Origin of the sequence: Stenotrophomonas sp. WHRI 8082 (genome assembly GCF_040223995.2) — a bacterium.
Taxonomy (GTDB): Bacteria; Pseudomonadota; Gammaproteobacteria; order Xanthomonadales; family Xanthomonadaceae; genus Stenotrophomonas.
The window spans coordinates 3,328,649-3,348,345 of sequence record NZ_CP167826.1 but is presented as its reverse complement, the minus strand read 5'-3'; the positions used below and the strand labels follow the sequence as shown (position 1 = coordinate 3,348,345).

The window sequence follows — 19,697 nt, the reverse complement described above, 5'->3', positions numbered from 1 at the left end:
CCGTCAGAGTGCAACGTCAACGCGGCAGGGCCGCTCAGACTTCGTCTTCAATCTCGTCGCGCGAAGACGGCTGGTCGCCGACCGTCCACAGGCGCTCGAGCGCATACAGCTCGCGCATGCGCGGCAGCATGACGTGGACGACGACGTCGCCCAGGTCCACCAGCACCCATTCGGCTTCGCGCTCGCCCTCGGTGCCCAGCGGCATCTGGTCGATCTTCTTGGCGAAGCGCACTACTTCTTCGGCGATGGATTTGACGTGGCGTGAGGACGTGCCCGACGCGATCACGAAATAATCGGCGACGCTGGACTTGCCGCGCACGTCGATGGTCACCACGTCCTTGGCCTTCAGCTCTTCCGTGGCTTCCATGACACAGGCCAGCAGCTGCTCCACGGAGGGCGGCGGGCTGGGCAGATCGACCTTGATGGTCTGGGGTTGGGACTGGGTTTCGGGCTGGTTGCTCAAAGCGGGTCGACTCGATAAACGTAAGGGGGATTATACGGCCACAGCGGCAGCGTGCCATTCATGGCGATGTTCAGCCGGCAGTACGGTACAGGCCGTTGGCGGCGATGTAATCGGCCACGGCCGGCGGCAGCAGATCGCGCCCTGCCCCGCCACGGGCAATCTGGGCCCGCACCGCGCTGGCCGACTCGCCGCGCAGGGGCTGATGCAGGCGTAGTACCCGACCGGCCGCGGCAGCTGCCAAGTCCTGGCCCCGATCGGTCCAGCGTCCCTGCAACGCCTGGCCGAGCTCGCCGGCCACCACCTCCGGCAGCGGACTACCAGGGCGTTCGGCCACGATGAAATGGGCCAGGTCCAGCAGCTCGCGCCACCGGTGCCACGTGGCCAGCGACAACAGGCTGTCAGCCCCTACCAGCCACGCCAACGGACACTCCGAGCCGACCTCGGCGCGCAGGCCGGACAGCGTATCGAACGTATAGGAGGGCACGCCCGGCGTGCGCGCGGCGCGCTCCAGTTCCAACCGGTCCAGCTGCAACCCGGGTTCGTCGGCCAGCGCCAACTGCAGCATCTCGCATCGCTGGACGGCCGTGGCACCCGGCGCTTCCCGATGCGGAGGGTCCGCGGACGGCAGCAGGCGCACGCTGACCTGTAACTGGTCGCGCGCAGCGCGCGCAATGGCCAGATGACCCAGGTGAACCGGGTCGAACGTGCCGCCGTAATAAAGGCGCAGGCCCTTCGCCATGGGTCAGGCCCGGGCGAGCAGACGCACCGCACGCGCCTCGGACACGGCCACCAGCAGACGCTCCAGCGCGAGCCAGGCATCGCCGTCGGCGCGCCCCTTTGCGATACGGTCGACCAAGCCCGCTTCAGCCACGAACCGCTCCCACCGCTTGGCCTCGGGATGGCGCTGGAGCGCACGCTTGTAGGGCGCCTGCCGCGATTCCCAGATGCCGCGGGATTTCATCTCCGCCGCCAGGTTGCCACCGCGTGCTTGCACCTGTGCCAGGCCCGCCCCCGCCAGCAGCTCACGGATGACGATCGGCATCAGCGCCGCCACCGCTTCACCCTCCGCACGCAGGCCAGCGACCATGCGCAGCACAGCCTTGGGCTGGCCGGAGAACGTGGACTCCACCAACCGGAACACGTCGTAGCGGGCCGCGTCGGCGACCAGCGCATCCATCTTTTCAACATCCAGCACGTCGCCACCGTCCACCAGCAGCGCCAGCTTGTCGATTTCCTGCGCCGCAGCCAACAGGTTGCCTTCCACGCGCTCGGCCAGTCGCTGTACCGCCTGCGGATCCGCACGCAGGCCCTTGCTGCGTAGCCGGCGCTCGATCCAGTCGGGCAGCTCGTGCGGCTTGATCGCCCATGCCACGGAAATCACCCCGGCACGGCCCACGGCATCGGCCCACTTGCCCTGGTGCGATTTGCTCCACTCGTTGGTGGTGATCAACAGCACCACGTCCGGCGGTGGGGACGCGCAGAAATCACTGATGACCTGCCCGCCCTCCTTGCCCGGCTTGCCGTTGGGCAAGCGCACTTCGATCAACCGTCTCGCACTGAACAGGCTGGGCGCATTGAAGCCCGCCTCCAGCCTGCCCCAATCGAAATCGCGGCCATCGGCGTCGAACACTTCACGCTCGCTGATGCCCTCGGCCCGTGCGCGGCTGCGTACGGCGTCGGCGGCTTCCAGCACGCGCAGGGTCTCCGGCCCGGCGACCAGGTAGACCGGCGCCAGCGGCTGCCCGCCAGCGGCACTGGCCAACTGCTCCGGGCGCAGTTCCATGCCGGGGCCGGCTCAGTCCTGCACCGGCCGGGTGGCCGGTTCGGATGCGGGCTTGGCCGTCGGCACGGTGGTCTGGATGGCCGGCACGCCCGCCGGCGCGGGACCGGCCGGAACCACCACGCCATCCACCGGCGCGGACAGGCTGCGGCCTTCGCGCAGTTCATTACGCACCACGCTGTCGATGCGGCGGATGATCGACGCCGACATTTCGCGGCGCAGTTCGTCAGCCAGGATCTCACGCTCGGTCGTGGTACCGGTGGCGTCGGTCGGCGGCGACACGTAGTCCCGCGACAATTCGATCACCTGCTGCGGCACCAGTTCGCTGCCATCTTCGCGGCGGAAGATGAAGATCACCGCGTAGCGCAGGCTGTACTCCTGGGCACGGCCCTGCGCGTCGATCGCGATGGGCAGGTCGCCCCAGCGCTCGGACAGGACCTGCAGCTGTGCAGCCGGTGCCTTGGAATCCTCGTCGGCCAGTTCGGCGCCCGATGCCAGCAGGCTGCGGCGCAGCAGCTTGGCCAGTTCGCTGTAGGGCGCGCTGGAGACGACCTTCACCGCCGCCGTATCGGCCGGCAGCATCAGCTTGTTGCGCATGTGGAAACCGCAACCGGCCAGGCCGAGGGCAAAGAGAAGCGCGAGCAGGATTCGGGTCATGGGCACAGTCTGTAGTAGCCGGGCAGTTGCGGCAACATAGCCTGCCCGATGATGCGTGAATGGGGATTGATATTCTGACGCCGGAACGCGCGGTGACGACCCAGGGCCGTCACCGCCCGTCCCGCGATCAGCCGACCACGATGTTCACGATCTTGCCGGGCACGATGATGATCTTGCGTACGGTAAAGCCGTCCATGAACTTGGCCGCGTTCGGTTCGGCCAGTGCCAGCGCCTCGATCTGCTCACGCGCCGCCTCGGCGGCGACCTCGATCGTGCCACGCAGCTTGCCGTTCACCTGAACCGCCAGGGTCAGCGCGTCGCGGACCAGCGCCGCCGGATCAGCCTGCGGGAAGACCTGGTCTTCCAACAGCGTCTCACCGTGGCCCAGCACCTGCCACAGCGCATGGCTGGCATGCGGGGTGATCGGATTGAGCATCAGTACGATGGCCTGCAGTGCCTCGTGGCGTACCGCACGGCCCTGCACGCTGCTGTCGTCGAACTTCGTCAGGGCGTTCATCAGCTCCATCACCGCCGCAATCGCGGTGTTGAAGCTGTGGCGGCGCCCGTAGTCGTCACCCACCTTGCCGATGGTCTCGTGGGTCTTGCGACGCAGGGCTTTCTGCCCGGCGTCCAGCGCCGCTACGTCCAGCGCGGCCGCAGCGCCTTCGCCGGCATGCTTGTGCACCTGCACCCACAGACGGCGCAGGAAGCGGGCCATGCCATCCACGCCAGCCTCGTTCCACTCCAGCGACTGTTCCGGCGGCGCGGCGAACATGGAGAACAGACGCACCGTATCGGCGCCGTACTTGCCGACCATGGTCTGCGGGTCCACGCCGTTGTTCTTCGACTTGGACATCTTTTCGGTGCCGCCGATCTCCACCGGCAAGCCGTCGGCGATCAGCGTGGCGCCGGTGATGCGGCCGCGGTCGTCACGCACCACCGCCACGTCCGCCGGGTTGATCCAATCCTTGCTGCCGTCCGGGTTCGGGCGGAAGTAGGTCTCGGCGATCACCATGCCCTGGCACAGCAGGTTCTGCGCCGGCTCGTTGCTGTCCACCATCCGCGCGTCACGCAACAGCTTGTGATAGAAACGGAAATACATCAGGTGCAGGATCGCGTGCTCGATGCCGCCGATGTACTGGTCCACCGGCAGCCAGTAATTGCCACGCTTGTCGACCGCGTCGCGCGCGCCGGGCGAGGTGTAACGCGCGTAGTACCAGCTCGATTCCATGAAGGTATCGAAGGTATCGGTCTCGCGCTCGGCGGCGGCGCCGCACTCCGGGCAGGTGGTCTTGCGCCATTCCGGATCGGTCTTGATCGGCGAACCGGTGCCGGCGAAGGCCACGTTTTCAGGCAGCACGACCGGCAGTTGTTCTTCCGGCACCGGTACCGCACCGCATTTTTCGCAGTAGATCACCGGAATCGGGCAGCCCCAGTAGCGCTGGCGGCTCACGCCCCAGTCGCGCAGGCGGTAGTTGACCCGACGCTGGCCCTGCGCCTTGCGCTCGAAACGCTCGGCCAGTGCCTCGAACGCGCCCTGGAAATCCAGGCCATCGAACTCGGCGGAGTTGACCAGCTCGGTCTCACGGGTCTTGTCGCTGTACCAGTCCTGCCAGCGGGCGGAATCGTAGGCGCCCTCGTCCTTGCGCGGTGCCTTCAGCGCGATGACCTGGCGTATCGGCAACGCGTACTTGTTGGCGAACTCATTGTCGCGCTGGTCATGGCCGGGGACGGCCATCACCGCACCGGTGCCGTAGCCCATCAGCACGAAGTTGGCGACCCACACCGGGACCTCTTCACCGGTGACCGGATGGACAGCCTTCAGGCCCGTGTCCATGCCCCGCTTTTCCTGGGTTTCCAGCTCGGCTTCGGACACACCGCCCTGCTTCAGGCCGCCCAGCAGCTCGGCCAGCGCCGGATTGGTCTTCGCCGCGTGCAGGGCCAGCGGATGCTCGGCGGCGATCGACACAAAGGTCACGCCCATCACCGTGTCCGGACGGGTGGTGAACACCCGCAGCGGGTCCAGCGTGCTGCCGTCCACGTCGCGCACCGCGAACTGGATTTCCAGCCCTTCGGACCGGCCGATCCAGTTGCGCTGCATGGTCTTGACCGATTCCGGCCAGCCCGGCAGCTCGTCCAGGCCGTCCAGCAGCTCCTGGGCGTAATCGGTGATGCGCAGGAACCACTGGGGGATCTCGCGCTTTTCAACCAGCGCGCCGGAACGCCAGCCGCGCCCATCGATGACCTGCTCGTTGGCCAGCACGGTGTGATCCACCGGATCCCAGTTCACCACCGCGTTGCGACGGTACGCCAGGCCCTTGCGCATCAGGCGGGTGAACATGCGCTGCTCGTGGACGTAGTAATCCGGGCGGCAGGTGGCGAACTCGCGCGACCAGTCGATCGCATAGCCCAGCGATTTCAGCTGGGTGCGCATGTGATCGATGTTCTTGTAGGTCCACTTGGCCGGTGCGGTCTTGTTCTTGATCGCGGCGTTCTCGGCCGGCAGGCCGAAGGCATCCCAGCCCATCGGCTGCAGCACGTTGTGCCCGGTCATCCGCTTGTAGCGGCTGATCACGTCACCGATGGTGTAGTTGCGCACATGGCCCATGTGCAGCGCCCCGGACGGGTACGGCAGCATAGACAGGCAGAAATACTTCGGCTTCTCCGAGGTCTCGTTGACTTCGAAGGCACGGGTGCCGTCCCAGTACTGCTGGGCGGCGGATTCAACCTGCTGCGGATCGTAGGCGTTTGGTTCGACGCTGGTCATGGAACACACAAGTGCGGCGGCAAAGCGGCACAGGGTACCGCAGTACGGCTAAAGCAACCATATGGCGATACGTCGGCATCGTCACTGAAATAGGCCTGATCAGATTGATACCGAGCGCCTTGAGCATCACGCTTTTCGAGCTACGAATAACTCTAGCGCTAATGCTCACGAAGCACTAACAATCAGGAATCTTTAGAATCATGAAAATTCGCCCCATCATTACTGCTGCATGCCTGTTCGCCCTCTCCACTGGTGCTGTGCAAGCAGCCGAATTCACGTGTGGCGTGAAAGTGTATCTTCCCAACGGTGTTTCCTCATGGCAGTTCCCGACGGTGGACGTTACCAGCGAGGAGGACGCTGCCGAGACGGCGCTCCAGGTCGTGCGCACACAATTTCCCAACCCGACACTGCGATTCGAAGTTGTAGAGTGCTTCTGAGGAAGCCTTGGGCAACTGCGACCTTGACGAGCCGACGTGCAGCGTTTGATCGGTCAAGGTCGTAGCCCCAATGGGCTAGTCAGGCTGAGGGTGCTCCAAGCAGCTCCAGCCTGACTCAGCTCTACGTTACGGAAAGGCAAAACGAAGCGCCGCTAGCGCCGGCGCAGACGGTTTCAACGTACAGGAGCCCGACGCCTGCAGAATCCCGTAACGTCTTAGTGCGATTTATCCCAGAAGTAGCTTTAGTGCGAAAGTGCGGCGTGCTTATTCTGGGCATTGCCGCGCATCAAGACGCGATCATGAACGTGAAGCAAGGCGGGGGGTGACCGCCGTGCAGCGGGTGGAGGCGATCTGGCGCGGACGGTGCTGGCCATGCACCCGCTCCCGCCAGGCCTGGTCGGCCAGCGCGGCCGAGTCGGCGTGCATCCAGCCGGAGACCGCCTTATGCCGCCCGTCGCCGGTGGTTATGTTGGCCCTGCAGACGAAGGCCTCCGCATGGGCCACCTGGACCAGTTGCAGGATCGCAACGGCCACGACCAGCAACTGCAGTGAATGACGGAACTTCATGGGACGCCCTCCTGCGGTGATGCAGGCAGAATGGCCACCCAGGCCCATTCACGACATCAGACAAGGACGAAAATCCGCGTCTGCGGCAAGCAACCGCTTCACCGGTGGGGCGACGACCGCCCCGTCATCGGCAGGGCCAGGCCCAGCCATATCGCCCAAGCCAGGAAGGTGACGCGTTGTGCGATCGGTGCCGGCAGCAGGCCCTGCAGGGCAAAGGCACTCACAGCCGCGACCAGGCCGCAGGATAGCGCCAGCCGCGCCAGCGGCGGCATGGTCTTCCAGCTGCCGATGCCCAGCATCAGGGTGCCGGCGATGAAAGCCAGCGCCCAGACCATCCACGCACTGGCATGAGCCTGGCTCGCCGGTCCATCCAGGTCCGCCACATCCAGCGGCAACAGGCCCATGCCGGTGAACGCCATGCCCGCCAGCACCAGCAGTTGGCCCGCAACCCGCTGCGCCCAGTGGCTACCCACCGGCAGACGCAGCAGCAGGTAGACCGCTACGGCCACCGCCAGCAAGCCCGGCACCGCCCAGCCGAGCACGTTGAAGGCCAGTGCATGGGGCATTCCCCCGGCGCCGAGCAAGGCCACCGGATGGCGGGCCTGCACATACCCGTCCAGCGCTGCGCCGAAGCCGACCACGGCGAGGATGAAGATCGCGGCGGCGATGGCGCCCAGCGGGTTTTCGATACGTCGCGGCGAGTGCAGGGGCATTGATGCAGGCTCCAGAAGACAATGCGCAATTGTGGGCCATTGCGGCGCAGGCGGGTTGCGTCAGGCGTGGGGCGTCACCATAGAATCGTTTTCCCGCCGTAGATCCAGAGCTTCCATGAGCGAACTGCCGAACGTATTCGACGCCATCACCGAAACCTTCGAAACCGAAGTACTGCAGAAATCGCTGCAGACGCCGGTGCTGGTCGACTTCTGGGCACCGTGGTGCGAACCCTGCAAGACGCTGGGCCCGCTGCTGGAGAAGCTGGCCGCCGAATACAACGGCGCCTTCCATCTGGCCAAGGTGGACGTGGACAAGGAGCAGCAGATCGCAGCGGCGTTCCAGATCCGCTCGGTGCCGACCGTCTTCCTGGTCAAGGGCGGGCAACTGGTTGACGGTTTCCCGGGTGCGGTGCCCGAAGGCCAGCTGCGCGAATTCCTGGCCCAGCATGGCATCAGCCCGGCCGAGCCCGTGCCCGAAACGGAACCGGAACCCCTGGATCCGCAGGCACAGGTCGATGTGCTGCGCGCGCAGATTGCCGCTGAACCTGGCAATGAAGCGCTGAAGCTGGACCTTGCCGTGGCCCTGCTGCAGATCGGCGGCGTGGACGAAGCACGCGGCCTGATAGATGGCCTGCCCGCCAACCTGGCTACCGATGACCGTGCCGTGCGCGCCCGCGCGCGCCTGACATTCGCCACCGCGCTGAAGGACGCCCCCGCCGCCGAGGCACTGGACGCACGGATCGCCGCGGACGAGGCAGATCTGGCGGCGCGGCATCTGCGCGGCGTGCAGCATCTGTTGGCCGGTGAGGACCAGGCCGCGCTGGACCAGTTCCTGGCCATGCTGCGCCTTGATCGCACCTACGATGACGGACTGCCGCGCAAGGCATTGATCGACGCGTTCAATGTCATTGAAGACCCCGCTCTGGTCAGCCAGTACCGCCGGAAGATGGCGGCGCTGCTGTTCTGATGCTGAATGCGTTAAGAATCTGGCGCAGGACGTAGCGCGATACTGCGGACGCTGGGGTGACTGCACGCCAGCGATCACGGCGGGAACGACCACCGACCATCGGGTCGTGCGGCGGCTCCGCCGATCTTCCGGGGGGAGGATCGCGTGACACCTGTCGATGGCCAAGCACCTGATGCGCCCGATGTCGCACATTGGGCTGCGCCGCGGTGGCCGTTGCGCCTGCTGCTGGTCGTGCTGGCCGGGCTGCTGGCTGGGGCGGCAAGCTACGGTCCCTGGTTGCAGCCACTGGACACGACGATCTACGACCGGCTGACGCGCCACTGGCGCGCCAGCGCCGACGCGAGCGTCCTGCTCATCGCGATCGATCCCGCCAGCCTGCGGAAGATCGGTCCGTGGCCATGGCCGCGGACCGTCCACGCGCGGCTGCTGGACCGGCTTACCGACGCGGGTGCACGTCGCATCGTCCTTGACCTGCCGCTGCAGGAGCCCGATCCGCAGCCGGGTGCCGATGCCGACCTTGCCGCCGCGATCCGGCGCAATGGGCATGTCGTACTGCCGGTACTCACCACTTGGCCCCAAACGGCCGCGCTGCGCGAAGATCAGTGGCCGATTCCGTTGTTCAGCGCCAGCGCCGCCGCGTTGGGCCACGCCATGGCGCACCCCGATCGCGACAGCGTACTGCGTGATGTGTCACTGCAGCAGGGCGTCGGCGCACCTTACTGGCCAGCGCTTGGCGTGGCGCTGGTCGCTCCGGACCCCCGCATCATCGACCGGCATGCCGCGACCGTCCGCCCCCGACTGGTGGGTCCGCCCGGCACATTGGCACGCGTCTCCTATGACGATGTGCTCAGCGGCCGCATCGCGCCCTCTCGTCTGCAGGGCCGCAGGATACTGATCGGACTGACAACGCCGCCCCTGGCCGCCGGGCCACGCATGCACAGCCCACTGCCACCGGCCATGAGCGAGATCGAGTTCCAGGGCAACCTCGCCTCGGCGCTGCTGCAGCAGCAGACCGTGCTCGTGCCGCCAAGGCGCTGGCACGGTGCCGCGACCGCCTTGTTGGTGGCGGCCAGCGTGCTCGCCCTGGCCAGTGGCGGTGCCATCGCCCGCACGGCAGCGGTAGCCGGGCCGCTGGTGCCCCTGCTGATCGCAGCGGCGATGCTGCGTGCAGGCCACGCCTGGTGGGCACCGGCCACCGCGATGGCGTGCATCTCGGTCGCAGGGGTCGCATGGGCAGCGTGGCGGATCGTGGGGCGGCGCCCTTCGGGCATGGACGCGGCGACCGGCCTCGCCGGAAGATCGCGATTCGACCAGGCGCTGGGACACGCCTGCGCAGCGGCGCATGCCGCCCAGCGCCCGCTGTCGCTCATGCTGGTGGAGGTCGCAGGCGTCGACCCGACCAACGATCGCCAATTGAAGTGCCTGGCGAGGGGCATCAGCGCCCATGCGCGGCGCCCGCGCGACACGGCCGCCCGCCTCGGCGCCGGCACGTTCGCCCTGATCCTGCCGGACACGCCCTGCAGCGGCGCCACGCAGGTCGCGGAAGCGCTTCTCGGCGATCTGCACGGCGTGCAGCCCGAGCACGGCACGACCCGTGCAGCGCGCATCGTCCGCATCGGCATCCACTGCCGGGTGCCCAGCGCGGAAGGGGTCGCACCCGCTGTCCTCGCCGACGCCCAGAACGCACTCCAGGAGGCCAAGGCGGATCCGCGCCTTCCCAGCGCCATCTCCAGCAACGGCTGAGCCCGTCCACGCACCGTCTGATGACGTGACTGCCTCTTGTCGCTCCGCGGGAAAATGCCGACGGTCGAGGCTCACCCCGACGCCGCGAGCTGCCCATGACGTTGTCCAGTCTTCCGCTGACCCTTGCGTTGTTGCAGGCCACCAGCCCTTCCGCAGTCGCCCTGCCCACCGCGGATCCGCTCCAACCAGGCCATGCAATCGCGGTGCACCAACTGCATTACCGCAAGCTCTACGAGGAAAAGCCGTTTCCGGACGCACGCCTCGTCCATTACGACAACGGCATGTACCGCATCACCTCCGAGGGTGAAGACCACTGGGGCGTCTACGTGCTGCAGGGCGCGTTCGACGACCAGACGTTCACCGTCCGCTACATCTCATTGCCCTCTCCGGACTGGGGAAACCGCACCGCGTTCCATCAACTCACCTTCATCCAGGACAGCGGCACGGCGGGCTTCTTCATACAGGACGCGATCACCGACAAAGGGGAGGCAATCCCCCAGCAGAACGGAACGTACGTCTGGCGACTGCCGCACCCGCCGCAACCGTGATGGCAGACAGGCCTTTTCCATACGCATGCGCATGGTTAGACTGGACGCCTCCCGCCCCGGTATGCGTCTCGATGAAAGCCAGCCTGTTCCGCCACGGCATCAACCTGTGGCCCCCTTTCCTGTTCGCCGGCATCCATGTGCGTCACATTGCGGCCGATTACCGCGACATCACCGTCGAGCTGCGCATGCGCCCGTGGAACCGCAATTATGTCGGCACCCATTTTGGCGGCAGCCTGTTCGCGATGACCGATCCGTTCTGGATGCTGGGGCTGATGAACAACCTGGGTCGCGACTACTACGTATGGGATCGTGCGGGCGCGATCGAGTTCCTCAAACCCGGCCGCGGCACGGTCAGCGCGACGTTCCACATCGACGAGGCCATGCTTGCCGAGATCCGCGAGGCCGCCGCCGATGGCAGCAAGCAGTTGCGCTGGTACAGCAACGATGTGATCGACGCCAGCGGCGAAGTGGTCGCACGCGTGCGCAAGCAGGTTTACATCCGGCTCAAACCGCAGGCAAGGCAGGCTGGCTGAGTCGAATTTCCGACACGGATTGTCTTTTTGCATACCGGGAAGCAACGCACACCCGCGCATTTCCTTGCTGTTGATGATGTCCACGAGTCGCACTTCCCGGTGCGGCCGGCGACAGATCAAGGAGATCCCGTATGTCCGACACCATGACAACCCGGCGCGGTGCGCTGAAAGCGGCAGCCTGTGCGGCGGCTGCACTGCTGACCGCTTCCGCGTCCGCACGTGCCCAGCAGCAACGCCGTCCCACGGTGGCCGACATCATGGGACCGTTCTATCCCATCGTGCGCCCGCTGGACCAGGATGCCGACCTCACCCGCGTGGCCGGCCAGCCTGGCGTTGCACAGGGACGCGTGCTGGATCTGCGCGGCAGGGTCCTCGATACTCTGGGTCACCCCGTTGCCGGTGCCCGCATTGAAATGTGGCAGGCCAACACGCATGGCCGCTACGCCCATGCCAGCGATACGAACGTTGCGGCCCCGCTGGATCCCGCATTCCAAGGCTTCGCGCGACAACGCACCGATACGGAGGGCCGCTTCCGGTTCCTGACAGTGATACCGGGCGCCTATCCGGTCCCCGACCCCGAATCTCCCTGGCTGCGCACGCGGCATATCCACTTCGACATCCGCGGCCAGCACGATCGGCTGGTGACCCAGATCTACTTCGCCGGCGAGCCACTCAACGATACGGACCGGCTCTATCAGGCGCTGACCCCTGCAGAACGGGATACGGTCACCTTGGACCCGCGTCACGCCGTGGCCGGTGCGCCGGCTCCGCTGATCGGCGAATGGACGGTGGTGCTGGCCAGCGGCTAGGCCGGTATCTGGCGCACACTGCGGGGCGCTGCGAAGTCGACGCGGCGCCGTCTGCATCACCGTTGGCACAACGGCCCCTGAGCAGCCGTGCGTCGTTCCACATGGACCCCGTAAGCGGGCTCCAGCGACCGCTACAATGCGCGGATGTCACTCCCTGCCCCCGAACTTGTCCCCCGTCCTTCCCTGCAGCGCCTGTTCCTGACCGGCCTGTTGACCCTGCTGCCGATCTGGCTCACGTGGGTCGTGGTGAAGTTCGTCTTCGTGCTGCTGTCGGGGATTTCCAGTCCCTTGGTGGTGCCGATGTCCGAGCGCATCGCGACCTGGTTTCCCAATTCACTGGGCTGGGTGCACGCCGAGTGGATCCAGAACGTGGTCGCCCTGGTCGCCACGCTGCTGGTGATCCTGGCGGTAGGTGTGCTGAGCCGCCGCGTGGTGGGACAACGCCTGCTGCGCTGGGTCGGTGCGGTGATCAAGCGCATTCCCCTGGCCAGCATCATCTACGAAAGTGCCAAGAAGCTGCTTGACATGCTGCAGACCGAGCCGGGCACCACCCAGCGCGTGGTGCTGATCGACTTCCCGCACCGTGACATGAAGGCAGTGGGGCTGGTGACGCGGGTCATCCGCGAACAGGGCACGGGCCGCGAACTGGCCGCCGTCTATGTGCCAACCACGCCGAATCCCACCTCCGGTTACCTGGAAATCGTGCCGGTGGAACTGCTCACGCCGACCGACTGGACCGTGGACCAGGCCATGAGCTTCATCATCTCCGGCGGCGCGGTAGCACCGGAAACCGTGCCGTTCACCCGCGCAGGCGAACGCAACGCGTAAGCGCCTTGCGACATGGGCATGCGTCATCGCCCAGCTGACTGACGGCCAACGCGTCGCAAGCTGACTGCGGCGGCAGCGCTGGCCGTATCCGCACAGATCGTGCAAGCTCCACGGTCTGTGTTCCACGGAAAGACCCGATGCCCCAGCTTGCCCGCGCCTTGGCGGTCGCTCTTGCCTCGCTGATGTTGTTCAGCGCTGCGCCGCCGGCCGATGCCGCGAAGAAGAAAGCCACCCGCCCCGCTGCCGCGCAGACGCGGCAGGCCGCAAAACCCAAGGCAAAGCCGCGTGCGCGTCCCGCCGCTGCCGCTGCCGCCCGGCAACCCGCCGCGCAAGCCACCAAGGCTGCCCAGCTGGAGCGGTTGTACGAGGAATACTGGGATGCGTCGATGCGGTTCAATCCGCTGCAGGCGACCTTCCAGGGCGAAACGCGCTACAACGCCGAGCTGCCCAACATCCTGTCAGCCACCTGGCGCCAGCAGTCGCATGACTTCACCACCCAATGGTTGGGCAAGGTGGAGAAGATCGGCAGCGCCGGCCTGCAGGGCCAGGACCTGCTCAGCTACGACATCTTCGTGCGCGACGCACGCGCCTCACTGGCCGCCGAACAGTACCCGTCGTGGATGCTGCCGATCAGCCAGTACTACAACCTCGGCAGCATCATGGCGATCCTGGGCGCCGGTGCGGGCGCACAGCCGTTCAACACGGTCAAAGACTACGATGACTGGTCCAAGCGCTCGCTCGGCATTCCCGAGCTGTTCGACCAGGCCATCGCCAACATGCGTCAGGGCATGGCCGCCGGCGTGGTGCAGCCACGCGAGTTGATGGAAAAAGTCCTGCCACAGCTCGATGCCGTGATCAAGCCCACGGCTGAAGAGAGCATCTTCTGGACGCCGGTGCGGACCATGCCAGACAGCATTCCGGCCGAGGAAAAGGCCCGTATCAGCGCAGAGTACAAGCGCATGATCGAGTACCGGATCATGCCGGCGTATCGCGCGCTGCGCGGTTTCATCGCCACCGAATACCTGCCCGCCTGCCGCGCCAGCGCCGGTATCGGCGCACTGCCCAACGGTGCGGCGTGGTATGCCGGCACCCTGCGACAGGCAACCGCCACGGCACAGGATCCGGCGCAGCTGCATGCCTGGGGCGAGCAGCGGGTGCAGGCCCTGCATGCGCAGATCGCCACGGTGATGAAAGACAACAAACTGCGTGGCAACGAGGCCAAACTGCTGCGCAGCATGCGCAGCGACAAGCAGTTCCAGTACAACGACGCCAATGCGTTGCTGGGCCGCTATCGCCAGGTGCAGCAGCAGGTCAGCGGCAAACTGCCTACGGTGCTGCAGACCCTGCCCAAAGCGACGCTGGATATCCAGCCGGTGGAGCAGGAACGTGCCGCCACCGCAGCGGCCGCCTTCTACCAGCAGGGTGTGCCCGGCGCGCGTCCTGCCTTGTTGTACGTGAACACCAGCAGCCTGCCCACGCGACGCCGCTGGAGTGTGCCGATGCTGTACTTGCACGAGGCAGTCCCCGGCCATCACGTGCAGCTGGGGCTGCAGCAGGAAATCGAAAAACTGCCGCGGTTTCGCCGCCTCGGTGGTGATCTGGCCTTCATTGAAGGCTGGGGGCTGTATGCCGAGTCGCTGGGCGAGCCCTTGGGCTTGTACACCGATCCGTACGACCACATCGGCTACCTGCACGCGGCACTGACGCGCGCGGCGCGCGTCGTCGCCGATACCGGCATCCACGCGCAGGGCTGGAGCAAGAGGCAGGCCGTGGAGTATCTGGAAAAAAACACGGCGATGACCACCGAAGACGCCAATGCCGAGGTCGAGCGGATGATGGCGCAGCCTGGCCAGGCCTTGTCGAACGTACTGGGTGAGGCGAAGATCGTCGAACTGCGCGATCGTGCGCGGCAAGCGCAGGGAGCGGCCTTCGATCTTCGCGCGTTCCATGCCGAACTGCTCAAGGACGGTTCGATGCCGCTGGACATCCTGGAACAGCGGATGATCCGCTGGATGGGACAGCCCGCGCGGTGAACGGACCAGGTCCCTTCCCTGCCGGGGAAGGGACCTGACTGCTGCTTGGCTCAGAAGTAGACGCCGACGTCTTCCTCCTTGGCCTGGTCGGGCAGGAAGCACGCATTCCACTCGTCCTCCAGGTGCTCCACCTTCTGCAGCAGGTGCTCCAGTTCCTGCTTGCGGCGAAGGGTGCGTGCGGTGCCTTCCTCCCCGCCAAGGTTGAGGAGGAGCTGCGCCTTCATCTCGTCCTCAAGTTGCTCCACCTTCTCCATCACGTGATCCAATTCCTGCTCGCAACGAAGGGCGCGGGCGGCGGGGTCGCTGTGATCCAGGATTTGCAGGCCCTGCATCGGCGAGACATACGTTTCGTCTGACCGAGTGTGCAGGAGGGGCCATTCGTCATCCCGACCAAGGTCGGTCCAGAGCGTGCTGCCTTCGGCAACGTCCGCGTGCGGCGGGGCCTGGTAAGCGTCAGTCGAGGGCATCACGAACCCTGCATCAGCGTCCGCGCGCTTCAGCACACTACGGGGCGCATCCTCCATGGAGGACACGCTCACAGTGCGGCGTGACGCACCCCGCTGACCTGCTGCCCGGTGCTGCGTGACCTGCTCGGGCGCGAGCGCCACGGGCAGTCGCTTCGGCTTGGACTTCCCGTCGAACACCTTGGTCAGGTACACCTGGTCGCTGCTGGACACGAGCTCGTCCGACACCGGGTCGAGCGTATAGACCCGCGTGACTTCATGCTCGTGAAACCCCAGACGGCGTGTGCGCTCAGCCACATCCTGTGCCGTTTCACTCGCCTCGTCCTGGAGCGCCTCGTTGGCCTGCTTGACGCGGTCAGTCCGGTACTTCGCCAACTCGAACCGCGGCATCGTGCCAAAGCACTGGTGTGGCTCGTCGTGCTCATCCTCATGCGGCGCGGCCGATGGTTGATCGTTGGTCTGGTAGATCTCGGCCCACTGTTCGAGCTCCTCGTCCAGCGCGTTTTCTTCAACGTCGAGCGCGATGTCCTGCATTTCCGGCTGGGATACCCGCCGCAGCAGGGTGGCCGGCTCCGGCGGAGCACCGACGGGGCGTGCTGATATCGGCTCGTCAGTCCCGCCCCCATCACTGGGCGGTGCAACGCGTGCTGCCATGGGCAGTGACGCAGGCTTCGCACTGCAGGCCGGATCAACGGGCGTCGGGGTGCGAAGGAACGCGAGCATCTGCCTGACACTGACATGGGCCGGTGAGACCACACCGTCCTCGGGATCATTGCAGCTGGCACCGGGAACATTGCCTCCCCGCTGCAGATGGTCCACGAAGCACCTCCATTCGCCGCGGTCGGTAACGAGCGGTGCCTCAGACCCGCCACGCGGGGGCGGGCGGGGTGCCACCCCGCCACTGGGGGGCGCGGCTGAAAGGCTCGTCACCCTGCCAGGCGAGGGCTGGTTGGCAACTGATATCAGCGCACGCGGCGGCGGCGGCGGCGGCGCAGTGGGCTTGATCGTCAGTTGCCCGGCAAGGAACGCGGCGGTGTGCCTGAACAACGGTTCGGCGTTGGGTGTCGCGGTGGCTGTCACGGGGGTACTCGTTTGCGGATTGAGGAAGCCTCAGACTGCCCGCGCCGCGCTGCGCGTACTTTCGCATTTCGTCCTTGCACACTGGCCAATCGCCCCGCGCTGCGCCCTGTTCTGCGAACATGGCATGCCCTTACTCAGTGCACGCCCATGGCCCACGGTCTGCAAGGCATTCACCATGTCGCCCTCATCTGCAGCGACTACGCCCGCTCACGCGCGTTCTATGTCGACGTGCTCGGACTGACCGTCCTCGGCGAACATCACCGTGCCGCACGCGACTCCTGGAAGCTGGACCTGGCACTGCCCGACGGCGGCCAACTGGAACTGTTCTCCTTCCCCACGCCGCCGCCCCGCCCCAGTCGCCCGGAGGCCCAGGGACTGCGCCATCTGGCCTTCCGAGTGGACGCACTGGAGCCGTTCATTGCCCAGCTGGCCCACCACGGCGTGGCCTGCGAGCCGATCCGCGTGGACGAGTACACCGGCAGGCGCTTCACGTTCTTCGCCGACCCGGATGAACTTCCGCTGGAACTCTACGAAGGCTGAGGCGGGCGCGTGGTCGATGAGGGAAAGCCTTGCACCATACCCACCCGGATGGGTATACAGTCAGCACACGTCGGCACCCATGCCGATCTCGAATCAATGCCCTGGGAGGGGACCATGCGCAAGACCTTCAAGACCCTGCTGCTGGCGCTGCCGCTGTGCGCGGCCGCGCTGTCGGCGAACGCCGCCGACTCTGCGGTGGGCCGCTGGAAAACCATCGACGACAAGACCGGCAAGGTGAAGTCGATCGTCGAAATCGCCCAGGCCGGCAATGGCACGCTGAGCGGCAAGGTGGTGGACATCCTGCATTCCGACAAGGGCCCCAACCCGGTCTGCAGCGACTGCAGCGGTGCCAACAAGGACAAGCCGGTCAAAGGCATGACGATCCTGTGGAACCTGAAGTCCGATGGCGCGGGCAGCTGGTCCGGCGGCACCATCCTGGACCCGGCCAACGGCAAGACCTACAAATCCAAGATGAAGCTGCAGACCGGCGGCACCAAGCTGGATGTGTCCGGCTGTGTCGCCTTCATCTGCCGCGCGCAGACCTGGCAGCGCGAATAAGCCCGACGGGGCCGACGGGGTCGGATCGGGTTCGCGTCGCGAGCGGGATCCGACCCCCCATCCGTGGGGGCCATGCGATAATCGTCGCTTCCCCTCGCTGCACCCCGTGACCATGACCCGTACCGCGCTTGTCACCACCGCCCTGCCCTATGCCAACGGCCCCCTTCACCTGGGCCATCTGGTGGGCTACATCCAGGCTGACATCTGGGTGCGCGCGCGGCGAATGAGTGGCGGGACCGCCTGGTTCGTCTGCGCCGACGATACCCATGGCACGCCGATCATGCTGGCGGCCGAGAAAGCCGGGGTCACCCCGGAGGCCTTCATCGCCAACGTGCAGGCCAGCCACGAACGCGACTTCGCCGCGTTCGACGTCGCCTTCGATCACTACGATTCGACCAATTCCGATGCCAACCGGGCGCTGACCGAAGCCTTCTACCTGAAGCTCGAAGCGCAGGGCCACATCGGCCGTCGCTCGGTGGCGCAGTTCTATGACCCCGCCAAGGGCATGTTCCTGCCGGACCGCTACATCAAGGGGATCTGCCCGAACTGCGGCAGCGCTGACCAGTACGGCGACAACTGCGAAGTCTGCGGCGCGACGTACAGCCCTACGGACCTGAAAGAACCGAAGTCGGTGATCTCCGGGGCGACACCCGAAATCCGCGATTCGGAGCATTTCTTCTTTGAAGTCGGCCGTTTCGAAGGCTTCCTGCGCGAGTGGCTGTCCGGCGATGTCGCCCTGCCCGGCGTCAAGGCCAAGCTGATGGAGTGGCTGGATGCCGACGGCGGCCTGCGTGCGTGGGACATCTCGCGCGATGCGCCCTACTTCGGCTTCCAGATCCCCGGCCACCCGGGCAAGTATTTCTACGTGTGGCTGGACGCGCCGATCGGTTACCTGTCCAGCTTCCAGACGCTGTGTGCGAAGACCGGCGTGGATTTCGAATCACACCTGCGTGCCGGCACGTCCACCGAGCTGCATCACTTCATCGGCAAGGACATCGTCAATTTCCATGGCCTGTTCTGGCCGGCGGTGCTGCATGGCACCGGCCACCGCGCGCCGACCCGCCTGCACGTCAACGGCTACCTGACGGTGGACGGGGCGAAGATGAGCAAGTCGCGCGGCACCTTCATCATGGCGCGCACGTTCCTCGATGCCGGGTTGGAACCGGAGGCCCTGCGTTACTACTACGCTGCGAAATCCTCTGGCGGCGTGGACGACCTGGATCTGAACCTCGGCGACTTCATCGCCCGCGTCAACGCCGACCTGGTCGGCAAGTTCGTCAACCTGGCCAGCCGCTGCGCCGGCTTCATCGCCAAGCGCTTCGATGGCCAACTGGCCGCGCAGCTGCCTGACCCGGCGCAGTACGAACGCTTCGTCGAAGCGCTCGCGCCGATCCGCGAAGCCTACGAGCGCAACGACCCGGCGGCGGCGATCCGGCAGACCATGGCACTGGCGGACGAAGCCAACCGGTACATCGACGACGTCAAGCCGTGGGTGATCGCCAAGCAGGAAGGCGCCGACGCGCAGTTGCAGTCGGTGTGCAGCCAGGGCTTGAACCTGTTCCGGGTGCTGGTGACCGCGCTGAAGCCTGTGTTGCCGGCCACCTCGGCACAAGCCGAAGCCTTCCTCGCCGCGCCGGTGACCGATTGGACCGCGCTGTCGCAGCCGCTGCTGGCCCACCGCATCAACGAGTACGTTCCGCTTTTCACCCGTATCGACCCGAAGAAAATCGACGCCATGACCGACGCCTCCAAAGACACCCTGCAGCCGACCCCGGCCGCGCCCGCTGCTGCTGCGAATGCCGTAGCCAAGCCGGCTGCCGCAGTTGCCGCTGCCCCCACGCCGACGAAAGAAGACGGCGCGCCGGCCTACATCGGCATCGATGATTTCGCCAAACTCGACCTGCGCATCGGCAAGGTCGTCGCGTGCGAATTCGTGGAAGGCTCGGACAAGCTGCTGCGCTTTGAACTGGATGCCGGCGAGCTGGGCACTCGGCAGATCTTCTCCGGCATCCGCGCCAGCTACGGCGAGCCGGAAAAGCTGGTTGGCCGCAGCGTGGTGTTCATCGCCAACCTGGCGCCGCGCAAGATGCGCTTCGGCCTGAGCGAAGGCATGATCCTTTCGGCCGGTTTCGACGGCGGTGCCCTGGCCCTGCTGGACGCCGACAGTGCCGCGCTGCCGGGCATGCCGGTCCGCTGAAGCCCGCCATGGT

The 19,697-nt window shown here is 66.3% G+C and carries 19 protein-coding genes; 11 read left to right on the top strand and 8 right to left on the bottom strand.

The window, feature by feature from the left end; genetic code table 11:
- Positions 1 to 34: 34 nt before the first annotated feature.
- From rsfS to leuS, 5 genes are all read right to left on the bottom strand, one after another.
- The gene (gene rsfS / locus ABRP17_RS14575) at positions 35 to 463 is read right to left on the bottom strand and encodes a ribosome silencing factor (RefSeq protein ID WP_188326652.1); all 429 of its coding nucleotides are present in this window, start codon (positions 461 to 463) and stop codon (positions 35 to 37) included.
- Positions 464 to 533: 70 nt separating this feature from the next.
- Positions 534 to 1,202, bottom strand: a complete 669-nt coding sequence (nadD, locus tag ABRP17_RS14570; protein WP_349985141.1) for a nicotinate-nucleotide adenylyltransferase — start codon at positions 1,200 to 1,202, stop codon at positions 534 to 536.
- A gap of 3 nt (positions 1,203 to 1,205) precedes the next feature.
- A complete protein-coding gene (gene holA / locus ABRP17_RS14565; protein WP_192081876.1) occupies positions 1,206 to 2,246 on the bottom strand; it encodes a DNA polymerase III subunit delta in 1,041 nt (346 codons plus the stop codon).
- 12 nt (positions 2,247 to 2,258) lie between these two features.
- The gene (gene lptE / locus ABRP17_RS14560) at positions 2,259 to 2,900 is read right to left on the bottom strand and encodes an LPS assembly lipoprotein LptE (protein WP_349985143.1); all 642 of its coding nucleotides are present in this window, start codon (positions 2,898 to 2,900) and stop codon (positions 2,259 to 2,261) included.
- A gap of 127 nt (positions 2,901 to 3,027) precedes the next feature.
- Complete coding sequence (gene leuS / locus ABRP17_RS14555) at positions 3,028 to 5,667, bottom strand: leucine--tRNA ligase (protein ID WP_349985144.1); 2,640 nt, start codon at positions 5,665 to 5,667, stop codon at positions 3,028 to 3,030.
- Between the two features lie 200 nt (positions 5,668 to 5,867).
- On the opposite strand from leuS, the gene ABRP17_RS14550 reads away from it, so the two are divergent.
- A complete protein-coding gene (locus ABRP17_RS14550) occupies positions 5,868 to 6,104 on the top strand; it encodes a hypothetical protein (RefSeq protein ID WP_349985146.1) in 237 nt (78 codons plus the stop codon).
- Positions 6,105 to 6,401: 297 nt separating this feature from the next.
- Here the strand turns inward: ABRP17_RS14550 and ABRP17_RS14545 are convergent, their stop codons facing one another.
- Together ABRP17_RS14545 and ABRP17_RS14540 are read right to left on the bottom strand one after the other, a co-directional pair.
- On the bottom strand, positions 6,402 to 6,671 hold the full coding sequence (locus tag ABRP17_RS14545; RefSeq protein WP_349985148.1) for a hypothetical protein: 270 nt from the start codon (positions 6,669 to 6,671) through the stop codon (positions 6,402 to 6,404).
- Positions 6,672 to 6,769: 98 nt separating this feature from the next.
- Positions 6,770 to 7,384: a DUF998 domain-containing protein gene (locus tag ABRP17_RS14540; RefSeq protein ID WP_349985150.1), complete on the bottom strand. Its 615-nt coding sequence runs from the start codon at positions 7,382 to 7,384 to the stop codon at positions 6,770 to 6,772.
- Between the two features lie 115 nt (positions 7,385 to 7,499).
- Between ABRP17_RS14540 and trxA the strand changes: the two genes are divergently transcribed.
- The 7 genes from trxA to ABRP17_RS14505 all read left to right on the top strand — a co-directional run bounded on the left by trxA (position 7,500) and on the right by ABRP17_RS14505 (position 14,845).
- Entirely contained in the window at positions 7,500 to 8,351 is an 852-nt protein-coding gene (gene trxA, locus ABRP17_RS14535; protein ID WP_349985152.1) for a thioredoxin, read from the top strand.
- 144 nt (positions 8,352 to 8,495) lie between these two features.
- Positions 8,496 to 10,094: a CHASE2 domain-containing protein gene (locus ABRP17_RS14530; RefSeq protein ID WP_349985153.1), complete on the top strand. Its 1,599-nt coding sequence runs from the start codon at positions 8,496 to 8,498 to the stop codon at positions 10,092 to 10,094.
- A gap of 95 nt (positions 10,095 to 10,189) precedes the next feature.
- On the top strand, positions 10,190 to 10,642 hold the full coding sequence (locus ABRP17_RS14525) for a hypothetical protein (RefSeq protein WP_349985155.1): 453 nt from the start codon (positions 10,190 to 10,192) through the stop codon (positions 10,640 to 10,642).
- Positions 10,643 to 10,713: 71 nt separating this feature from the next.
- Positions 10,714 to 11,175 (top strand): DUF4442 domain-containing protein, encoded by a 462-nt coding sequence (locus ABRP17_RS14520; RefSeq protein WP_349985156.1) that lies wholly within the window; start codon positions 10,714 to 10,716, stop codon positions 11,173 to 11,175.
- Positions 11,176 to 11,306: 131 nt separating this feature from the next.
- Positions 11,307 to 11,984 carry a protocatechuate 3,4-dioxygenase gene (locus ABRP17_RS14515; RefSeq protein WP_349985157.1) on the top strand — a complete coding sequence of 226 codons (678 nt, stop codon included), beginning with the start codon at positions 11,307 to 11,309 and terminating at the stop codon, positions 11,982 to 11,984.
- Between the two features lie 144 nt (positions 11,985 to 12,128).
- On the top strand, positions 12,129 to 12,812 hold the full coding sequence (locus tag ABRP17_RS14510) for a DUF502 domain-containing protein (RefSeq protein ID WP_188326640.1): 684 nt from the start codon (positions 12,129 to 12,131) through the stop codon (positions 12,810 to 12,812).
- A gap of 137 nt (positions 12,813 to 12,949) precedes the next feature.
- Positions 12,950 to 14,845 (top strand): DUF885 family protein, encoded by a 1,896-nt coding sequence (locus tag ABRP17_RS14505; RefSeq protein ID WP_349985158.1) that lies wholly within the window; start codon positions 12,950 to 12,952, stop codon positions 14,843 to 14,845.
- 50 nt (positions 14,846 to 14,895) lie between these two features.
- On the opposite strand, the gene ABRP17_RS14500 is transcribed toward ABRP17_RS14505, so the two are convergent.
- Positions 14,896 to 16,128 carry a hypothetical protein gene (locus ABRP17_RS14500; RefSeq protein WP_349985159.1) on the bottom strand — a complete coding sequence of 411 codons (1,233 nt, stop codon included), beginning with the start codon at positions 16,126 to 16,128 and terminating at the stop codon, positions 14,896 to 14,898.
- 408 nt (positions 16,129 to 16,536) lie between these two features.
- On the opposite strand from ABRP17_RS14500, the gene ABRP17_RS14495 reads away from it, so the two are divergent.
- From ABRP17_RS14495 to metG, 3 genes are all read left to right on the top strand, one after another.
- Positions 16,537 to 16,929 (top strand): VOC family protein, encoded by a 393-nt coding sequence (locus ABRP17_RS14495; protein WP_188326637.1) that lies wholly within the window; start codon positions 16,537 to 16,539, stop codon positions 16,927 to 16,929.
- 114 nt (positions 16,930 to 17,043) lie between these two features.
- Positions 17,044 to 17,487 (top strand): DUF2147 domain-containing protein, encoded by a 444-nt coding sequence (locus tag ABRP17_RS14490; protein ID WP_349985160.1) that lies wholly within the window; start codon positions 17,044 to 17,046, stop codon positions 17,485 to 17,487.
- Positions 17,488 to 17,599: 112 nt separating this feature from the next.
- Positions 17,600 to 19,684, top strand: coding sequence for a methionine--tRNA ligase (gene metG, locus ABRP17_RS14485; protein WP_349985161.1), 2,085 nt, complete (start codon positions 17,600 to 17,602; stop codon positions 19,682 to 19,684).
- The last annotated feature ends 13 nt before the right edge of the window (positions 19,685 to 19,697 follow it).

Excerpts from the sequence above, each read along its gene's own strand:
- nadD (WP_349985141.1), bottom strand. The coding sequence starts at position 1,202 with ATGGCGAAGGGCCTGCGCCTTTATTACGGCGGCACGTTCGACCCGGTT.
- holA (WP_192081876.1), bottom strand. The coding sequence starts at position 2,246 with ATGGAACTGCGCCCGGAGCAGTTGGCCAGTGCCGCTGGCGGGCAGCCG.
- lptE (WP_349985143.1), bottom strand. The coding sequence starts at position 2,900 with ATGACCCGAATCCTGCTCGCGCTTCTCTTTGCCCTCGGCCTGGCCGGT.
- leuS (WP_349985144.1), bottom strand. The coding sequence starts at position 5,667 with ATGACCAGCGTCGAACCAAACGCCTACGATCCGCAGCAGGTTGAATCC.
- ABRP17_RS14550 (WP_349985146.1), top strand. The coding sequence starts at position 5,868 with ATGAAAATTCGCCCCATCATTACTGCTGCATGCCTGTTCGCCCTCTCC.
- ABRP17_RS14545 (WP_349985148.1), bottom strand. The coding sequence starts at position 6,671 with ATGAAGTTCCGTCATTCACTGCAGTTGCTGGTCGTGGCCGTTGCGATC.
- ABRP17_RS14540 (WP_349985150.1), bottom strand. The coding sequence starts at position 7,384 with ATGCCCCTGCACTCGCCGCGACGTATCGAAAACCCGCTGGGCGCCATC.
- trxA (WP_349985152.1), top strand. The coding sequence starts at position 7,500 with ATGAGCGAACTGCCGAACGTATTCGACGCCATCACCGAAACCTTCGAA.
- ABRP17_RS14525 (WP_349985155.1), top strand. The coding sequence starts at position 10,190 with ATGACGTTGTCCAGTCTTCCGCTGACCCTTGCGTTGTTGCAGGCCACC.
- ABRP17_RS14520 (WP_349985156.1), top strand. The coding sequence starts at position 10,714 with ATGAAAGCCAGCCTGTTCCGCCACGGCATCAACCTGTGGCCCCCTTTC.
- ABRP17_RS14515 (WP_349985157.1), top strand. The coding sequence starts at position 11,307 with ATGTCCGACACCATGACAACCCGGCGCGGTGCGCTGAAAGCGGCAGCC.
- ABRP17_RS14510 (WP_188326640.1), top strand. The coding sequence starts at position 12,129 with ATGTCACTCCCTGCCCCCGAACTTGTCCCCCGTCCTTCCCTGCAGCGC.
- ABRP17_RS14505 (WP_349985158.1), top strand. The coding sequence starts at position 12,950 with ATGCCCCAGCTTGCCCGCGCCTTGGCGGTCGCTCTTGCCTCGCTGATG.
- ABRP17_RS14495 (WP_188326637.1), top strand. The coding sequence starts at position 16,537 with ATGGCCCACGGTCTGCAAGGCATTCACCATGTCGCCCTCATCTGCAGC.
- ABRP17_RS14490 (WP_349985160.1), top strand. The coding sequence starts at position 17,044 with ATGCGCAAGACCTTCAAGACCCTGCTGCTGGCGCTGCCGCTGTGCGCG.
- metG (WP_349985161.1), top strand. The coding sequence starts at position 17,600 with ATGACCCGTACCGCGCTTGTCACCACCGCCCTGCCCTATGCCAACGGC.